Source organism: Marinomonas phaeophyticola (assembly GCF_026966905.1).
Lineage (GTDB): Bacteria > Pseudomonadota > Gammaproteobacteria > Pseudomonadales > Marinomonadaceae > Marinomonas > Marinomonas phaeophyticola.
Genome location: NZ_JAPUBN010000021.1, coordinates 75421 through 91580, shown reverse-complemented (window position 1 = coordinate 91580; position 16160 = coordinate 75421). Strand labels below are relative to the sequence as shown.

The window sequence follows — 16160 nt, the reverse complement described above, 5'->3', positions numbered from 1 at the left end:
GATAGTATGCGAGCAAAACTCATATTATTGGTCTCAATATTGGGGTTATTAAGTCAGCCTGCTATCTCTTCATCTGATACAGGGTCAAAGACAAGCAAGTTATTTTTCCCATATAAGGCCATATACAGTACCACATGGAAAAAAGGCGTTAGTTTTGAGGTCGAGGGAATGCAAGTGCTGACCAAAGAACAAGATCATTGGTTTTTTGAATTCAAAGCATCCACTTTTTTTGCCTCTTTGACAGAGAATGTATCGTTCCAACTTATTGGTAATCAGATTCGCCCAGAAAACTATTATTATAAAAGCCAACTCCTCGGGAAAAAACGCGAAGCTAAGCTGACATTCGACTGGGAAAAAATGCAAGTTGAAAATGATATCAAGAACAAGCCATGGAAAATGGATATTCACGAAAAAACCATAGATAAACTTGGAATTCAATTACAGTTACGACAAGACCTGAAAGCCAACCGGGAAGATTTGCATTACGAAATTGCAGACGGTGGTCGATTAAAGTATTGGACTTTTGCGCGGATCGGTACCCAAAAAATCAAAACCAGACTTGGAGATTTAGATACGGTTAAAGTAGTCAGAACAGATTCCCAAAATAACGATAGAGAATCTGTATTTTACTTCGCACCTGAATACGACTTTCTATTAGTTAAAATGAAGTATGTTGAAAACAAAGAATCCTATTTATTAGAAATAAAAAGCATAGAATAGATATAGGCTACGACAGTTCTTCTAAGTAATTAATATTCTTAAATACACTCTCGTCGTCCCAATGTATCTCTTCAGCCGCGATCATTCTATAAAATGCCATGACTTTATACTGCCTCTGCTGCAAAAAATCAGACAAATGATTAACAAGAGTAACCGGAATAATAGCATGTAATGGTTGGACTCCAGATTCTGTTTTCATAAAAAATACAGATTCAGGATTCTGCCTTGCTCTTTCAACTAGAACACCAAAAACATCACTAGGCACTAAAGGCGTATCACAGGGAGAAAAAAGGATATGGGAGTGGGTTGCTTGATATTTATTTAACGCTGTCATTATCCCTGAAAGAGGTCCACATTTTAAATAACTTGGAGCATCAGAAAAAATACAGAGATCATTCTCTAAAAATTCAGCTTGATTGTTGTTTACGTTGATACTAATTGACCCCAGTACTGCACTCATTGCATCTAAAACATATGCATACAAGTGTCTTCCCTTGTATTCTTGCAACGCCTTGTTTTTTCCTTCCATTCTAAGCGCTTGCCCACCAGCCAATACCACGCCAACACATTGAAACTCAGTTTGTTCAATCTTAGGGGACGACAATTTTCAATTCCTTATCATTAATACCAAAATTTTACACACAAAGTCATGCCGACAATATTATCACTCCTTGCTAAAGAGTTAACAATTCACGCAAAAAAACGCACCTAAATAGCAAACAATAATGAGATTTTTATGAAAATGATCAGGCAATATGCAAAGAAAGGTACATCTTTTATAGAACCGCGACTTTCCACACAAACTATAAGAGAATGCGCCCAATTTGTTTCAGCTAGGTAACACTACTATGTGGTCTATCACTCTAAAGTTTCTTTTTTATGTTGGCTTTACCGTCCTACTTGCTCAAATTATTTCAATTGAAGGCTTTCAACGAGGAATTGAAAGTGAATATAGTGAATATTCGTTAACAGAACATTTGCAATCTGCATTTTCAATCATCAGTGCCCTCCTATTCTTATATTCATTTAAATCAAATAAAGACTTAAAACCTGTGAGTTTATCATTAGCCGCTCTTTTATTAATGATGTTCGTCCGTGAGTCTGATATGCATTTAGACACGTATGCTTTTGATGGCGCATGGCAATCCATCGTAGCCTGCATCATTCTTTTTACGGTCACTTATTTATGGAAAAATCGTCAAGATATTCGTAAAGCGGCTTTACATTACTCACAACTGTCAAGCAATGGCTTGCTAATTTGTGGGCTGATTGTCACCTTGGTTTTTTCTCGACTTATGGGGCGAGGGGTATTTTGGCAAAGTGTGCTCGGTGATGATTATGTTTATTTACGCAGGGTAAAAAATATAGTTGAAGAAGGTACTGAACTACTTGGTTATTCATTAATTCTTTTTGCGGCCCTCGAGCTTGCTCAGTATTGTCGATCACAATCGAAAGAAATGAAGCAAGCCAAACTCCATCTAATTGAGTACTAATTCATCTGTTTACGCCAAACCGACTACCAAAAATGGAAAGGTTTTAGCGTAAACTCATAACACCCACAAAGGAGACTGTGTATAAACGACATTAAGCAATTCGTTGAGTTGTAAATATCCATTTTTCGCGACCTTGCCAAAACGCCTTAGCCATGTCATTACATTCCGTTGCGTCTTTTTGAGTGATTAATCTTAAGATACAAGCTATGGTCCCGATAATTGCAAGGCCACCAAATTCGTCCTCTTGCACTCCAGTCCAGTGGTAAGCCATCCTTTCAATATCCAAGCGATTTTTCTGACGGCAGTGACCTAATGCTGATCTCGGCCAAGATTCCCATTCAACATGATCACCTTGAACAAAGCCCAGCTCAACCTGTCTTTCTGGATTGATTTCTGCCTCTCCATTTCCACCGCGAAAAACCAAAACAGAATCATCCCCAAGTTCCGCTGAGGCTTGAATGTGAAGTTCATCATATCCTTTATGAAATACGCCATGAACACTATGCTCAGCCTGTGTCAAATTCATCATGCGAACTAAGGTATTGACCGGTGATCTCAAGCCTAGCAACAATTTTAAGTCCATTAAACGGGCTAGTTTAGGCGCCATATTATCAAGCGACATATAAGCAAAATGATAGTGCTTTAAATGCGCTTCAGCTTCTTCTTTCGTATGGGCAATAGGAAAACCTAAACGCTGCAAAGCACTTTCAACATAAAAGCGATCTTCCTCTAAAAATGCATGTCCATGCATAAAAATATTGATTCCTTGCTGACTGAGCGCTAAAGCAGAAAATAAAAACCAAGGTAATTCATTACGTTTACCAGCATAGGCAGGCCAGTCAATATCAACTTTGACAGACAAGCTCAAACGACAATGCTCACGTATTGCTTGGGTAAAACCAACGGTCTCCTCTATCGTCTCTTCTCTAATTCGGATCAACATCCAGAAAGCACCTAATTGCTCAGCCACAACTTGTCCAGATAAAATCAGCATCATGGCATGGCGGGACTCTTGCCGCGTTAAGCTACGGGAGCCCTTTTTACCTTTTCCGAGTATTTTTATATAGTCCACAAAGTTCGTACTCATAATGCAACCTCATTATTTAAAGCCAAAAACGACTTCAACTCTGGGATACAAGACCCGCAATTTGTTCCACACTGCAACCTATCACCAAGCTCCCTAACACTTTCTACTCCATTTACAATAGCCTTTTGAATTTGCTTTTCGCCAACATTAAAACAAGAACAAACGATTTGCCCTTTATCTTCAGAACACGCAACATAACCAACACTAAGAGCCAATTTATCCGTTTCACTCATAGGGCTAATCGCGTCGGTTATGACACCATCAGAACCTAGTAATAAACTGGAAAGCCAACTACGATCTAAGTTAATCGTGGTCTTAGAAAAATAAAACACCGCTACTGGAACGTCTTTAATTAGATAGACAAATCGCTGATCACCGTTCAACGTATTTTTATATTCACTCCAACAGCCAGCCAGAGTTTCATTCATAAAAGCCACTGACACTTGATGCCTTACAAACTCATCCAATTGCGTTTTACTATCCAAGGCAACTTCATATCGAACTCCAGAGCTCTGTTTAATTTCACAATGATAAAGGCAGTCGGATACATCAAGTTTTGTTGAACTAAGTAAGGTGCCATACAATAGGTTCTTTACAGGCTCAATATTCACAACGCCATGCTTTGACTCTGGTTGTCCAGATAACGGATCAACGATTTGCGAGATTAAATTGGATACCACCGCCTTACTCGAAATAGCTTGGTTCCAATGTATAGGAACAAAAACCTGACCTTGTTGAACTAACCATGATGAAGCCACTTTAGCAGGGACAACAATCTCTCCAGTCTCATTAAACACTCGTACTAACGTTTTATGTGTAATTCCTAACCTTTCGGCATCAGTTTTGTGTAATTCTACATACGGCTCTTGTGTGTGATTGGCTAAGGTAGGAGACTTGCCCGTCCTTGTCATTGTGTGCCATTGATCTCTAACCCTTCCCGTATTTAGCACAAACGGGTAACGGTCTCGCACCTCTAATTGTGGCTTTTGAGGTCGAATAGCAATGAATTTAGCCCGTCGATTCTCAGTAAAAAACCGTCCATCCGAAAACATCCTTTGAGTACCATTAAGAGAATTTGGCGTCACTGGCCATTGGATAGGCATTAACGAATCATATTCTGCTTTGGTTAAGGCTTTCAGTGCCCCAATATTAAAGTCTCTTTGTCCGTTATTTTCAAAATCCGATAAAGCCGCATGCTCAATAAAAATCTCATGGGGGCTTTTATATGGAAATGCCGACTCAAACCCCATTTTATGGGCCACTTGGGTAATCGCCCACCAATCGTGTTTAGACTCAGCAAACGGGGGCAATATCCCTCTCTGACGTGAAATCCTTCTTTCTGAATTCGTGACAGTGCCATCCTTTTCACTCCAACCCGTAGCAGGCAACAACACATCAGCAAATGCATTCGTATCTGTGACTTCTTGGCAGTCACTTACTATGACCAATTCACATTGTTCAAGAGCACGCTTCACTTGTGCAGTATCCGGAATACTCACCATTGGATTGGTTGACATTATCCAGATCACCTTGATTTTCCCTGATTCCATAGCCTGAAACATATCAATGGCTTTCAGTCCATTTTCTGTCGCTAGGTTGGGGGCATTCCAAAAACGCTGAACCAGATCGATGGCACCTGGAGTGGTAAAGTCCATATGTGCCGCCAATTGATTCGCCAACCCTCCCACTTCACGCCCTCCCATAGCATTAGGTTGACCTGTAATAGAAAAAGGCCCCATGCCTTCTTTACCAATTCGCCCCGTTGCTAGATGACAATTAATAATGGCATTGCATTTATCGACCCCTGTTGCAGATTGATTCACACCTTGTGAGTAGAAAGAGACCGTCTTTGGTGTATCTAACCACCACTTAACTAGGGTATCTAATAATGCTCTATCAACCTTTAACGTCTTTGCTATGACGTCAATAGAAGGGCTTGCTAATATGGCTTCGGCTAACGCATCAGCATAACCATCGGTTTTATTGGCTATGAACTCAACATCGAGTACATCATGCCGATGGCTTTCAGCAAGTAACAAAGAAAAAACATAGGCATCGGTACCCGGTGCTATGGCTAGGTGTAAATCAGCGATATCACATGTAGCCGTTTTTCTAGGATCAATAACAACCACTTTCATCTGAGGACGTAACGCTTTAGCGGCTGCAATTCTTTGATACAATACAGGGTGAGTCCAAGCCGCATTCGACCCCACCATAATGAGGAGATCACAGCACTCCAAGTCTTCATAACTGCAAGGCACCGTATCTGAACCAAATGCTCTCTTGTAACCCACTACGGCCGAAGCCATACAAAGACGAGAATTCGTATCGACATTAGCCGTCCCAATAAAACCTTTAGCGAGTTTATTCGCCACATAATAATCCTCCGTCAATATTTGACCCGAGAGATAAAATGCAAAGGCATCGGCACCATAATCATGGGTCACTTGTTGTATTTTTTTTGCAATGAAATCCGTTGCTGTCGACCAGGAAACGTTCTCTCCATTCACTTTTGGCGTAGCCAGTCGACCATCAGATGTCAGTGTTTCAGAGAGGTTGCTGCCTTTCACACATAAGCGACCGAAGTTTGCAGGATGCTCCTTATCCCCTACTACAGAGTCAATTTTTCCTTGAATCGAAGTTGGTTTTTTTAACAGGACCCCGCAACCAACACCACAATAAGGACACGTTGTTTTTCCAGCTTTTGGTTGCATCATTGGATACCTTCTTTAGTACATTTTTATTAAAAAAACAAAAAAAGCCCAAGCGATCTTTCGATCACTTGGGCTTCGTTGCCTTTTGTCATTTTTATTGACTTATAATTATCCCCTATTCATATCATTACTCATGATCAAATAGGACTAATATGCACGCCTTTGTGCAGGATGTTGCCTTCAACAATAATCTGCAAAAAACAAGCCAACTAATAAAAAAATCACAGAGTTATGTTTTCTATAGATTTTTTTACAAATATCACTTTTTTAACTTCATGTTCTATACAGCCAGCTAAATAGAATGCGCTGAGATATAACGCTTTTGATTTATTTTGGTGCAAGCCAAACGACATCATTCTCAAGTTTTACATTCCATATAGGCAAGACGATATCTTCATCGATGCAGACGCCCGTTGAAAGACAATACTTTTGCTTATAAAGCGGGCTCGCAACCGTAAGCACGCCCTCAATTTCCGCCATTAACCCTCTCGACATTACATTCGCTTTACCAATCGGATCCCAATTCGACAGTGCAAAAAGCTGATTAAATTCAGGGTCCAAAAAAATGGCGACTTGTTTATCCATTACTTTTACAGCAATGCCAGCATTTGCAACTAGATCCTCATAAGAACACACTTTTATCCAACTCATTATGTACTTCCCCTTAAGCAACCGTCGCAATCAATTTATTTTTTTCGTACTCAGAGGCTGGTCGTATTTGATCTCGTTCTTGGACGAAGACCACATTTTCATCTAGACCATCTGAGTTAACAAAGCTCTTAAAAAACTTTCGTGATTCAGGATTTTCTATAGCGGTTTTCCACTCACATTGAAACGTATCAACAATTAACGCCATCTGAGCTTCAAGCTCACTACCGATCCCAAGAGAATCTTCAATAACAACTTCTTTTAGGTAGTCCAACCCCCCTCTAAACTCTCCATCCAAACAGAGGTTCGCTGCAGCCTGTCTGCCGTTTTAACATAAAACATCAACAGCCTATCGATGTAAGTTATTAACTGCTGATCGGTTAAATCTGTTGCAAACAAATCCGCATGTCGCGGTTTCATTCCACCGTTGCCACATACATAGAGATTCCATCCCCCCTCAGTAGCAATGACACCAATGTCTTTACTTTGTGCCTCTGCACACTCTCGAGTGCAACCAGATACGGCAAACTTAAGCTTATGAGGAGAACGCAAACCCTTGTAACGATTCTCTATATCAATGGCCATTGTCATACTGTCATTAACGCCAAAACGACACCAAGTACTACCAACACAGGATTTCACGGTACGTACTGATTTTCCATAAGCTTGACCGGTTTCAAACCCAACCGCGATCAACTCCTCCCAGATATGTGGCAACTCTGACAAAGTAGCACCAAATAAATCAATCCTTTGACCCCCTGTTATTTTAGTATAAAGGTTGTATTTTTTAGCGACTTCACCCAGTACAATTAATTTGTCTGGCGTAATTTCTCCACCCGGAATGCGAGGAACAACAGAATAGGTTCCATCTTTTTGCATATTGGCAAGATAACGATCATTAGTATCCTGTAACGAAACATGCTCCTTCTTCAAAACAAAATCGTTCCAGACACTTGCTAAAATATTACCGACAGCCGGTTTACAAACTTCGCATCCTTTACCCTTGCCATACTTATCCAACAATTCTTTAAACGTTTTTATTTCATCAATTTTTACTAAGTTATATAAATCTTGGCGAGTATAAGAAAAGTGCTCACAAATATCTGTACTCACTTCAACACCCAATGCCAATAGCTCATTATCAACCACCTTTTTTAATAAAGCTGAACACCCTCCGCACCCTGTACTTGCCTTAGTCACACGTTTTACCTCTCCTAACGTCATCGAGCCAGAGGAGATCGTTTCTGCAATATCTTGCTTAGTCACATTATGACAACTGCAAATAGAGGCCGTGGCGGGTAACATATCTATTCCTAAACCAACCGGTTCACCATCACTGACTGGTAAAATCAGACTCTGTGGATTTGATGGTAGAGTGATTCCATTTAAATAATACTGTAGTAAAGTATCGTAGTAACTGTTGTCTCCTACTAAAACAGCACCAAGTAACTTAGTCCCATCCTCTGACACCACCATTTTTCGATACACATTTAAAAAATCATCTTGATACACGAAACGCTTTGCACTTGGGGTTGTTTGATGTGCATCTCCGATAGAGCCAACATCACAGCCTAATAATTTCAATTTAGTGCTCATATCAGCACCAGTAAAAGCCTCCCCTTGAAAGCCAAGAATGTGATTTGCCGCCACTTTCGCCATGGAGTAGCCCGGCGCCACTAAACCAAAAATACGCCCCTCCCACAAGGCACATTCCCCTATCGCATAGATATCATCATGGGATGTTTGACAGTAATCATTGACAACAATACCGCCTCGCTCGCCGACCTTTAATTGAGCCTGTTTTGCTAGCGCATCTTGTGGACGAATACCTGCAGAGAAGAGAATTAAGTCCGTTTCTAAATAATCTCCATTTGCAAATTCCATACGGTGTACAGCATCGTTGCCTGCTACGATTTGTGTTGTGGCTGTCGCCGTATAAACATCAACACCTAACGTCGAAATCATATTTCTTAATAAGGCACCGCCTGTTTCATCCAATTGCACTGGCATGAGTCTAGGAGCAAATTCCACAACGCTGGTTTTAAGACCTAAGTTTTTCAACGCATTAGCCGCCTCTAAACCAAGCAATCCACCACCAACAACCGTACCGGTTTTAGCACTTTGCGCACATTCTCTGATGGCATCAAGATCATCTAATGTCCGATAGACAAAGGTATTTTCTCTATCATGACCTTTAATAGGAGGAACAAAAGGATAGGAACCTGTCGCCAAAATCAATTTTTCAAAAGAAAATTCACGACCGTCAGCCAATTGAATGTTTTTTGCTAACGAATCAATAGCGGTTACTCTTGCACTGGTTTCGTATGCAATATCATTGTTATCATAGAAGGAAGGCTCCGACATGGCCAAATCGTGATAACTTTTACCTGTGAAGTACTCACTCAAATGCACTCTATCATAGGCCAGATTAGGCTCTTCTCCAAAAACGGTAATCTTGTAGTTCTGATGAGCACCTAATTGAGCAAGCTGTTCAATAAAATGATGACCGACCATACCGTTGCCAACAATAATTAAATGGGGTTTATCTGTGTTACGAATTAATTGCGTGATGTTACTCATGTTCACCTCTGACTCACGGATTACCTAACTCTGTGCGGATTGCCTTGTATGAATTTAGGCCACACTTTTAGAACAATAGGCTTCACCAAAAATTAGGGTATCTAACATATTAGATACGTCTGTTTGATTTTGAATAAGCTGAAAATACCAGCCACCATCGACAACATTGCCATATAAGATTACCCCTACTAATTTGCCCTCTTTGACAACCAGTTTGCGATAATGATTTAACGAACGGTCGGTATATTGAATTACCCCTTCCTCTTTCAGCGGATGGATTTCTCCAACGGAAAAAAGTTGAACGCCAGATACTTTTAATTTTGTTGGAGTCGGTTTTACAGAAAAGGCTTTTTTCCCTGCCGACAAAGAAGAAAGTAAACAATCTAATTGATCCCAAATAGGCGCAACGAGACCAAAGGTATGTCCTTCAAACTCACTGCACTCACCAAGAGCAAATACATCTTTCATTGACGTTTCTAAATGCTGATTGACGACTATGGCTCTATTCACTATAAGGCCTGATTTTTTTGCTAGGGAGACTTCTGGATCAATACCCGTTGCACATACAAAAAGGCTTGCTGTAATTGTTTCAGACGTTGACAAAGTCACCGAATCAGCTTGTGTTGATGTTTTATTAGATAAGTGAAACTCTTTTGATGTTACCCCTAAACGAAATTCTATTCCCATAGCAGACAGCCGACTGAGTAAAAGCCCCGCGGCAGTTTCATCTAGTTGTCGATTTAATAAGAATTTAGCCCGATGTAATACTGTTACTTTATGCCCTCTTTTCATCAAACCAACCGCGGCTTCCAATCCCAATAACCCCCCTCCGATCACAACAACACGACTCTCAGCAGTAAGGCTTGTCATCACAGATACATCCTGCATGTCTCGAAAACCAATCACATTGTCGGCTGCTGCGCCCGGTATCACTAGACGGCTAGAACGAGAGCCTGTGGCTAAAATTAATTTATCAAAGCCAAGACGCCTACCATCCTGCAAACCTATTTGCTTAGATTGACAATCAATGTCAATAACAGGATTCGCCTTAATAACTACGCCTTTTTGATGTGTAAACCGAGTGACATCAATCAAGGACAAATCGTTCATAACGCATTCTTTTGCCAATAGTGATGACAATAAAATACGGTTGTAGCCGACCTCTCTTTCCTCACCAATTAGGGTAATAGAAAAGCGCTGCGGATACTCCTCTTGTATTTTTTCTGCAAGACGACTCCCTGCCATTCCTGCACCGACAATCACCAAATTTTCTTTTATCAAACTCATACTATGGCTCCTAAAACACACCTTGCTCACCTCATCCGAAACGCATTACGATGCCACTTTCTCATCATGATCAGGGGGAGTAGGAGTGACCTTTTTAGGTTGAGTGATTGGTTCTACCTTGCGCTGCTTTTCATATAAAAACTTCAGTACTTGAGCACGGTACTGCACATACTTCGGATTATCAGCAAGCTCCAAACGATTTCGTGGTCGCTCTAAATCAACCGATAAAATTTCACCAATGGAGGCAGCTGGACCATTTGTCATCATCACAATTCGATCAGAAAGTAATACCGCTTCATCTACATCATGGGTAATCATAATAACGGTATTGTTTAAATCTTTTTGAATGTCCATTAAAGAGTCTTGTAAGTGCGCCCTAGTAAGAGCATCCAAAGCACCGAAAGGCTCATCCATTAACAGCACCGAAGGCTCCATTGATAATGCTCTCGCAATACCAACCCTTTGTTTCATACCACCAGATATTTCTGCAGGGCGTTTGTCCATTGCGTGCGTCATTTGAACTAGATCCAAGTTATGCAAAATCCAATCATGCATGTCTTTTTTCGTTTTTCTCCCTTTAAAGACCTGTTTTACCGCCAACTCCACATTTTGATAGGTGGTCAACCAAGGTAATAGAGAATGATTCTGAAACACCACCGCGCGTTCAGGGCCTGGTCCGCGAACTTCTTTTCCATCCAATAAAATGCCACCTTCCGTCGCATCATATAACCCTGCTACAATATTCAAAACCGTCGATTTACCACATCCAGAATGGCCAATTAAAGAAACGAACTCGCCTTTTTTTATTTTCAAAGAAACGTTATCTAATGCCTTAAAAGGTCCTTTAGGAGTAGGAAATTCAATTGAGACTTTACTGATATCTAAATGTGTCATGATCACTATCCTTTATCTTAAAACTTGTGTTTTATCCCACGAAGACAATCTCTGGATCATCAACATGACTCTATCCAGTAAAAAGCCAATGAAGCCAATAACTAAGACAGCCACCATAATTCTTCCTAAGGAGTTAGAACTGCCATTTTGAAATTCATCCCAGACAAATTTTCCAAGGCCAGGATTTTGGGCTAGCATTTCAGCGGCGATCAAGACCATCCACGCGATACCTAAAGACAGTCTTAATCCGGTAAACATCATAGGAATGGCAGAAGGAATGACGATTTTGCTAATGTGGGTTATCCAATTTAATCTCAGTACTTTTGAAACATTTAATAGGTCCTGCTCTATTGCGGCCACTCCAACGGCTGTATTAATTAAAGTAGGCCACATACAGCATAGAGTGACAGTAAACATGGAGGTCAAAAAAGATTTTGCGAAAATAGGGTCATCGGTTACATAAGATGCACTCACAACCATAGTAACTAATGGTAACCAAGCTAACGGTGATACCGGTTTGAAAATCTGTATGATTGGATTAAGTGCGCTGTAAACATGGCCATTCAAGCCAATCAAGATACCAAGGGGAATAGCGATTAAACTTGCTAGACCAAAGCCAGCAAGAACCGTATATAAACTGGTGAAAATTTGATCAAAGAAAGTTGGCTTACCCGTATAAGCTCGTTCCTTTACAACATAATTAGGATCTTTAACCAGCTTTTTAGCGTTGCGAATTTCTTGACGCTCAAAAAAAGCCGTTTCTTTATCTCTTTCTTCCACATGATCAGCAACCAAACTGTTCCATTGCTCATAGACCACCACAGGACCAGGAAATTCGCCAAGTGACGTTTGTATACGATTAGCAGATGAGTGCCATAACGCTAAAAAAACAATAATGCCTAACAATGGAAACAAGCATTTTTTTATTGAAAAAGAGTCTTTCAAGATATCAAACAACCTTGTGTATGCGCTCTGTACGGTCATATTTATTCACTCTTACTTTTACTTTATTAATCGATTTGCCATAGAGAGAAGAACTAAACGACTTTCTATGGCAAACTGAGACTTAAATACCCTCGTGACCCTTAAGTCCTATAGGAAAACTCTCAAGATATTTGTTTGGAAAGCGACCGTCATAGCTAACACCATCGATAAACTCTTTCTGCGGTGGTTTAAATCCTGTTTCAGTCTCCAGATCAGGGAATTCAGACGCCGAAACTATCCCATCCTCAATTAAGGCCTTCACTGCCATCCCATATATTTCTGGACGATACACTTTTTTAGCTGTATCTATGTACCAAGAGTCAGGTTTGAACTCATCAATTTGTCCCCAACGACGCATTTGAGTTAGGTACCAAATCGCATCGCTATAGTAGGGGTAAGTGGCGTTATGTCGAAAAAATACATTAAAGTCAGGGATCTCTCGTTTATCCCCTTTTTCATACTCAAATGTGCCTGTCATGCTGTTGGCAATGACGTCGTAATCGGCACCAACATACTGGCTTTTTGAAAGAATTCTAACGGCCTCAGGTCGATTCGCATTGTTATTTTCATCTAGCCATTTCGCCGCACGAATCATGGCTTTCACCACTCTAATATGGGTATTAGGATGCTCATCTGCCCAAACTTGATTTACCCCAAACACTTTTTCTGGATTATTTTTCCAGATTTCATAATCGGTAATAACAGGAACACCAATACCTTTAAATACGGCTTGCTGATTCCAAGGTTCACCAACACAGTAACCATGAATAGTGCCAGCTTCCATGGTTGAAGGCATTTGTGGAGGCGGTGTTACAGAGAGATAAGCATCGGCATTAATTTGACCACTCACATCCCCTTTTGACGGTGCATAATAACCAGGATGAATACCCCCAGCCGCTAACCAATAGCGCAATTCATAGTTATGCGTTGAAACGGGAAAAACCATACCCATGTTGAATGGTTTACCTTGGGCTTTAAAATCATCCACCACAGGTTTAAGTGCGCTAGCGCTAATTGGATGAACGGGTTTACCGTCACTGTCTTTCGGAATATTCGCTTTCATTTGCGCCCAGACATCATTAGAAACCGTAATTCCATTACCATTTAAGTCCATACTAAATGCCGTTACTATATGGGCTTTGGTTCCATACCCTATAGTTGCGCCGAGCGGTTGACCTGCCAACATATGTGCACCATCTAACTGACCATCAATCACCCGATCTAATAACACTTTCCAATTTGCTTGTGCTTCAAGCGTGACGTACAAACCTTCATCTTCAAAGTAACCTTTCTCATACGCTATGGCTAACGGCGCCATATCCGTCAATTTAATAAAGCCAAACGTTAAATCCTCTTTCTCAGGCTCTCCTAATGCAGCTAATGCAATCGAACTGGAAACAGACGCACTGACAATAAAGCTTCCCATCAGTAGAACCTGACGAACTAGGCCAATGGATTTAAGATTTTTGATGAAAACTCGTTTTTTCTCTACACAATGACTCATAACTACTTACCACCCAGAGCGTTAATTACAAAAACAAAAAAAGGCGCATGCACAACAAGATAAACTTGCTGCACAGGCGCCTTTGCCATTCTTAGATAAACCCACATTGATTTATCTGTTAAATTTTAATTACTTTAACTAAAGCATTAATCATGCCAATAAATAAACATTTGATTTATAAAAATATTTTGCTTTTCCCTTTTCAAACTATCCCCTATCTGCCTTGATTTGGGTCATCGATGCACTGGAAGTTAACATTTACAGATAGACAAAACCGAACTCAATCCCCTTTGGATGCACTCTCACCTTGTCCGCCTTAATTAGGTCAAGCCATTCACTCTCTTCATAAGATCCGATTAATGGTTTGAGCTTCCTAGGGTGATCAATACGTAATGCGCGACAATAAATATCATCATTAAAGGTATTGTTTGCTACATTGATTAAAGAGGATGCAACCGGAAGCTGATGCCAACGATGCATTTGACCAAGAAGCCATAGCGCATACTGAGGGTTTGGCCTGTTAATCTTGTCACTCGAAAATTTTTGATACGCCTCCATAGGCCAATCAAATTGACCAGAGGGCTTTATTGCACTGAACCCATATCTAAGCTGGGCGGCGGGACAATTCAAATAATCAGGATGACTTAAAATATTCAAAAGCTCCTCTAAATTGTTTTCGTCATCAACCCACTTACATGCCTTATCTAAAGCACGAATAAGAGCATAGTGCTCTTCCTCATTCTCATTGGCCCATTGTAGATTGGCGCCTAGCACTTTTTCCGGTGTATTACCCCAGATCTCATAACCTGTCACCAGCATATGACCAATTCCTTGCTCTACTGCTAAACTATTCCATGGCTCACCAACACAATAACCATCAATCTCACCACTCCTCAGATACCCCATCATTTTTGTTGGCGGTACGACAATAATTTGCACATCATTATCTGGATCAATGCCCGCTCGGCTCAACCAATCGCGCAACTGATAATGATGGGAAGAATAAGGGTATACCACAGCAAACTTTAATAAGTCACCTTGGGCGGATCTATGTCTGATAGCAAGCTTCAAAGCATGACCACTTCTTAGCGCTTGAAAAGCATCACAACAAGAATACATTAACTGATACAAATTATTAGACACTGTAATGCCATTACCATTTTGACTTACAGTAAAACTGGTTTGGATTTTCACCTTGTTGGCCGAACCGATACCAAGACTCGTCGCGAGGGGCATGGAGGCAAGCATATGAGCACCTTGTAATAGGTTAAAAGTAACTTTATCCCGAATACTCGCCCAAGAAGCCTCCTTAGATAGAACGACATCCACACCCTCTTTTTCAAACAAGCCTTTTTCCTTTGCAATGATAAAAGGCGCACTGTCAATCAAAGGGATAAAACCTAAAGTAATATCGGCACCAGAAGGCTTTGTTCCTTGAGAGGTATTATTAAATCGATCCATTATTCTACCTCACCCATTAAGTTCATTACCGATATAACATTAAGGGCGACCTCTGACATTCTTTGACTCCTATCCATTGCTAACTTTCTTAATGCTTTGTAAGCCGCCGCCTCATCACAACCTTGATGCTTCATAATTAACCCTTTAGCTTTATCAATTAATTTACGATCCTCTAGTTGAGTTTTAATCGTTTCTAATTCTAATCTTAAGGCTTGGAACTCACGGAAGCGTGCAATAGCGACCTGTAAGATGGGCTTAAATCGATTTGGCTGCATACCATCAACGACATAAGCACTGACACCTGCACGTATTGCCGCTTCCATTGAAGTCGACTCATTCTCTTCAGCAAACATGACAATTGGTCTAGGGTTATTTCGTGTGAGCTGAGACATGTTCTCTAACATATCTCTATCAGGAGACTCAATGTCAATGATTACCATATCAGGAAGACTTTCTTGAACCGCACGTGTTAAATTTTGCGTATTTTCTAACCGACGTATAACTTTATAGCCATTATCGAGTAAAGCTTGCTCAACAATGGCCGCTCTGGCAGGCTCGTTATCCACTAGCATGACAGTGAGAGGTAGTTGAGATGTCTTTGAATGCATCGTATAAATTACCTAGAATTGAATTACCTAGAATTGAATTGCCTATTCAATTAAGCAAGTTACGCGCCTACTCTCAAAATGTTAGAAAAGTAATGGGGCAAATACAAACTATAAGCACCGTAGTCTATACAGCACTTATAGTTTATGTCTTACCATGTAGATATATTTCTTAGAGAAGCA

Annotated in this window: 12 protein-coding genes and 1 pseudogene; 2 read left to right on the top strand and 11 right to left on the bottom strand. The window is 40.5% G+C overall.

Features of this window, described 5'->3' with window-relative positions:
• Positions 1 to 6: 6 nt before the first annotated feature.
• Entirely contained in the window at positions 7 to 720 is a 714-nt protein-coding gene (locus O1D97_RS17815; RefSeq protein WP_269127527.1) for a DUF3108 domain-containing protein, read from the top strand.
• A gap of 7 nt (positions 721 to 727) precedes the next feature.
• Here the strand turns inward: O1D97_RS17815 and O1D97_RS17810 are convergent, their stop codons facing one another.
• A complete protein-coding gene (locus O1D97_RS17810) occupies positions 728 to 1324 on the bottom strand; it encodes a molybdenum cofactor guanylyltransferase (protein WP_269127526.1) in 597 nt (198 codons plus the stop codon).
• A 244-nt stretch (positions 1325 to 1568) separates the two neighbouring features.
• Between O1D97_RS17810 and O1D97_RS17805 the strand changes: the two genes are divergently transcribed.
• Entirely contained in the window at positions 1569 to 2213 is a 645-nt protein-coding gene (locus O1D97_RS17805) for a hypothetical protein (protein WP_269127522.1), read from the top strand.
• A 91-nt stretch (positions 2214 to 2304) separates the two neighbouring features.
• On the opposite strand, the gene O1D97_RS17800 is transcribed toward O1D97_RS17805, so the two are convergent.
• The 10 genes and pseudogenes from O1D97_RS17800 to O1D97_RS17755 form a co-directional block, all read right to left on the bottom strand.
• Positions 2305 to 3300 (bottom strand): glycosyl transferase family protein, encoded by a 996-nt coding sequence (locus tag O1D97_RS17800; RefSeq protein WP_269127521.1) that lies wholly within the window; start codon positions 3298 to 3300, stop codon positions 2305 to 2307.
• On the bottom strand, positions 3297 to 6017 hold the full coding sequence (locus O1D97_RS17795) for a nitrate reductase (protein ID WP_269127520.1): 2721 nt from the start codon (positions 6015 to 6017) through the stop codon (positions 3297 to 3299). Before O1D97_RS17795 ends, O1D97_RS17800 begins: the two co-directional genes overlap by 4 nt.
• A gap of 324 nt (positions 6018 to 6341) precedes the next feature.
• A complete protein-coding gene (gene nirD, locus O1D97_RS17790) occupies positions 6342 to 6665 on the bottom strand; it encodes a nitrite reductase small subunit NirD (RefSeq protein ID WP_269127518.1) in 324 nt (107 codons plus the stop codon).
• A gap of 13 nt (positions 6666 to 6678) precedes the next feature.
• A pseudogene (gene nirB, locus O1D97_RS17785) lies at positions 6679 to 9242 on the bottom strand (nitrite reductase large subunit NirB).
• A 54-nt stretch (positions 9243 to 9296) separates the two neighbouring features.
• Complete coding sequence (locus O1D97_RS17780) at positions 9297 to 10529, bottom strand: NAD(P)/FAD-dependent oxidoreductase (protein ID WP_269127516.1); 1233 nt, start codon at positions 10527 to 10529, stop codon at positions 9297 to 9299.
• A gap of 45 nt (positions 10530 to 10574) precedes the next feature.
• Entirely contained in the window at positions 10575 to 11423 is an 849-nt protein-coding gene (locus tag O1D97_RS17775; protein ID WP_428981137.1) for an ABC transporter ATP-binding protein, read from the bottom strand.
• A 12-nt stretch (positions 11424 to 11435) separates the two neighbouring features.
• Positions 11436 to 12407, bottom strand: a complete 972-nt coding sequence (locus tag O1D97_RS17770) for an ABC transporter permease (RefSeq protein WP_269127515.1) — start codon at positions 12405 to 12407, stop codon at positions 11436 to 11438.
• 82 nt (positions 12408 to 12489) lie between these two features.
• Entirely contained in the window at positions 12490 to 13833 is a 1344-nt protein-coding gene (locus tag O1D97_RS17765; RefSeq protein ID WP_269127639.1) for a CmpA/NrtA family ABC transporter substrate-binding protein, read from the bottom strand.
• A gap of 336 nt (positions 13834 to 14169) precedes the next feature.
• Positions 14170 to 15372: a CmpA/NrtA family ABC transporter substrate-binding protein gene (locus O1D97_RS17760; RefSeq protein WP_269127513.1), complete on the bottom strand. Its 1203-nt coding sequence runs from the start codon at positions 15370 to 15372 to the stop codon at positions 14170 to 14172.
• On the bottom strand, positions 15372 to 15980 hold the full coding sequence (locus O1D97_RS17755) for an ANTAR domain-containing response regulator (RefSeq protein ID WP_269127512.1): 609 nt from the start codon (positions 15978 to 15980) through the stop codon (positions 15372 to 15374). The genes O1D97_RS17760 and O1D97_RS17755 overlap by 1 nt, the downstream gene beginning before the upstream one ends.
• Between the last annotated feature and the right edge of the window lie 180 nt (positions 15981 to 16160).

Bases quoted from the DNA above. Each gene is read 5' to 3' on its own strand.
- O1D97_RS17780 (WP_269127516.1), bottom strand. From the start codon at position 10,529: ATGAGTTTGATAAAAGAAAATTTGGTGATTGTCGGTGCAGGAATGGCA.
- O1D97_RS17755 (WP_269127512.1), bottom strand. From the start codon at position 15,980: ATGCATTCAAAGACATCTCAACTACCTCTCACTGTCATGCTAGTGGAT.
- O1D97_RS17815 (WP_269127527.1), top strand. From the start codon at position 7: ATGCGAGCAAAACTCATATTATTGGTCTCAATATTGGGGTTATTAAGT.
- O1D97_RS17760 (WP_269127513.1), bottom strand. From the start codon at position 15,372: ATGGATCGATTTAATAATACCTCTCAAGGAACAAAGCCTTCTGGTGCC.
- O1D97_RS17775 (WP_428981137.1), bottom strand. From the start codon at position 11,423: ATGACACATTTAGATATCAGTAAAGTCTCAATTGAATTTCCTACTCCT.
- O1D97_RS17805 (WP_269127522.1), top strand. From the start codon at position 1,569: ATGTGGTCTATCACTCTAAAGTTTCTTTTTTATGTTGGCTTTACCGTC.
- O1D97_RS17770 (WP_269127515.1), bottom strand. From the start codon at position 12,407: ATGACCGTACAGAGCGCATACACAAGGTTGTTTGATATCTTGAAAGAC.
- O1D97_RS17800 (WP_269127521.1), bottom strand. From the start codon at position 3,300: ATGAGTACGAACTTTGTGGACTATATAAAAATACTCGGAAAAGGTAAA.
- nirD (WP_269127518.1), bottom strand. From the start codon at position 6,665: ATGAGTTGGATAAAAGTGTGTTCTTATGAGGATCTAGTTGCAAATGCT.
- O1D97_RS17795 (WP_269127520.1), bottom strand. From the start codon at position 6,017: ATGATGCAACCAAAAGCTGGAAAAACAACGTGTCCTTATTGTGGTGTT.
- O1D97_RS17765 (WP_269127639.1), bottom strand. From the start codon at position 13,833: ATGGGAAGCTTTATTGTCAGTGCGTCTGTTTCCAGTTCGATTGCATTA.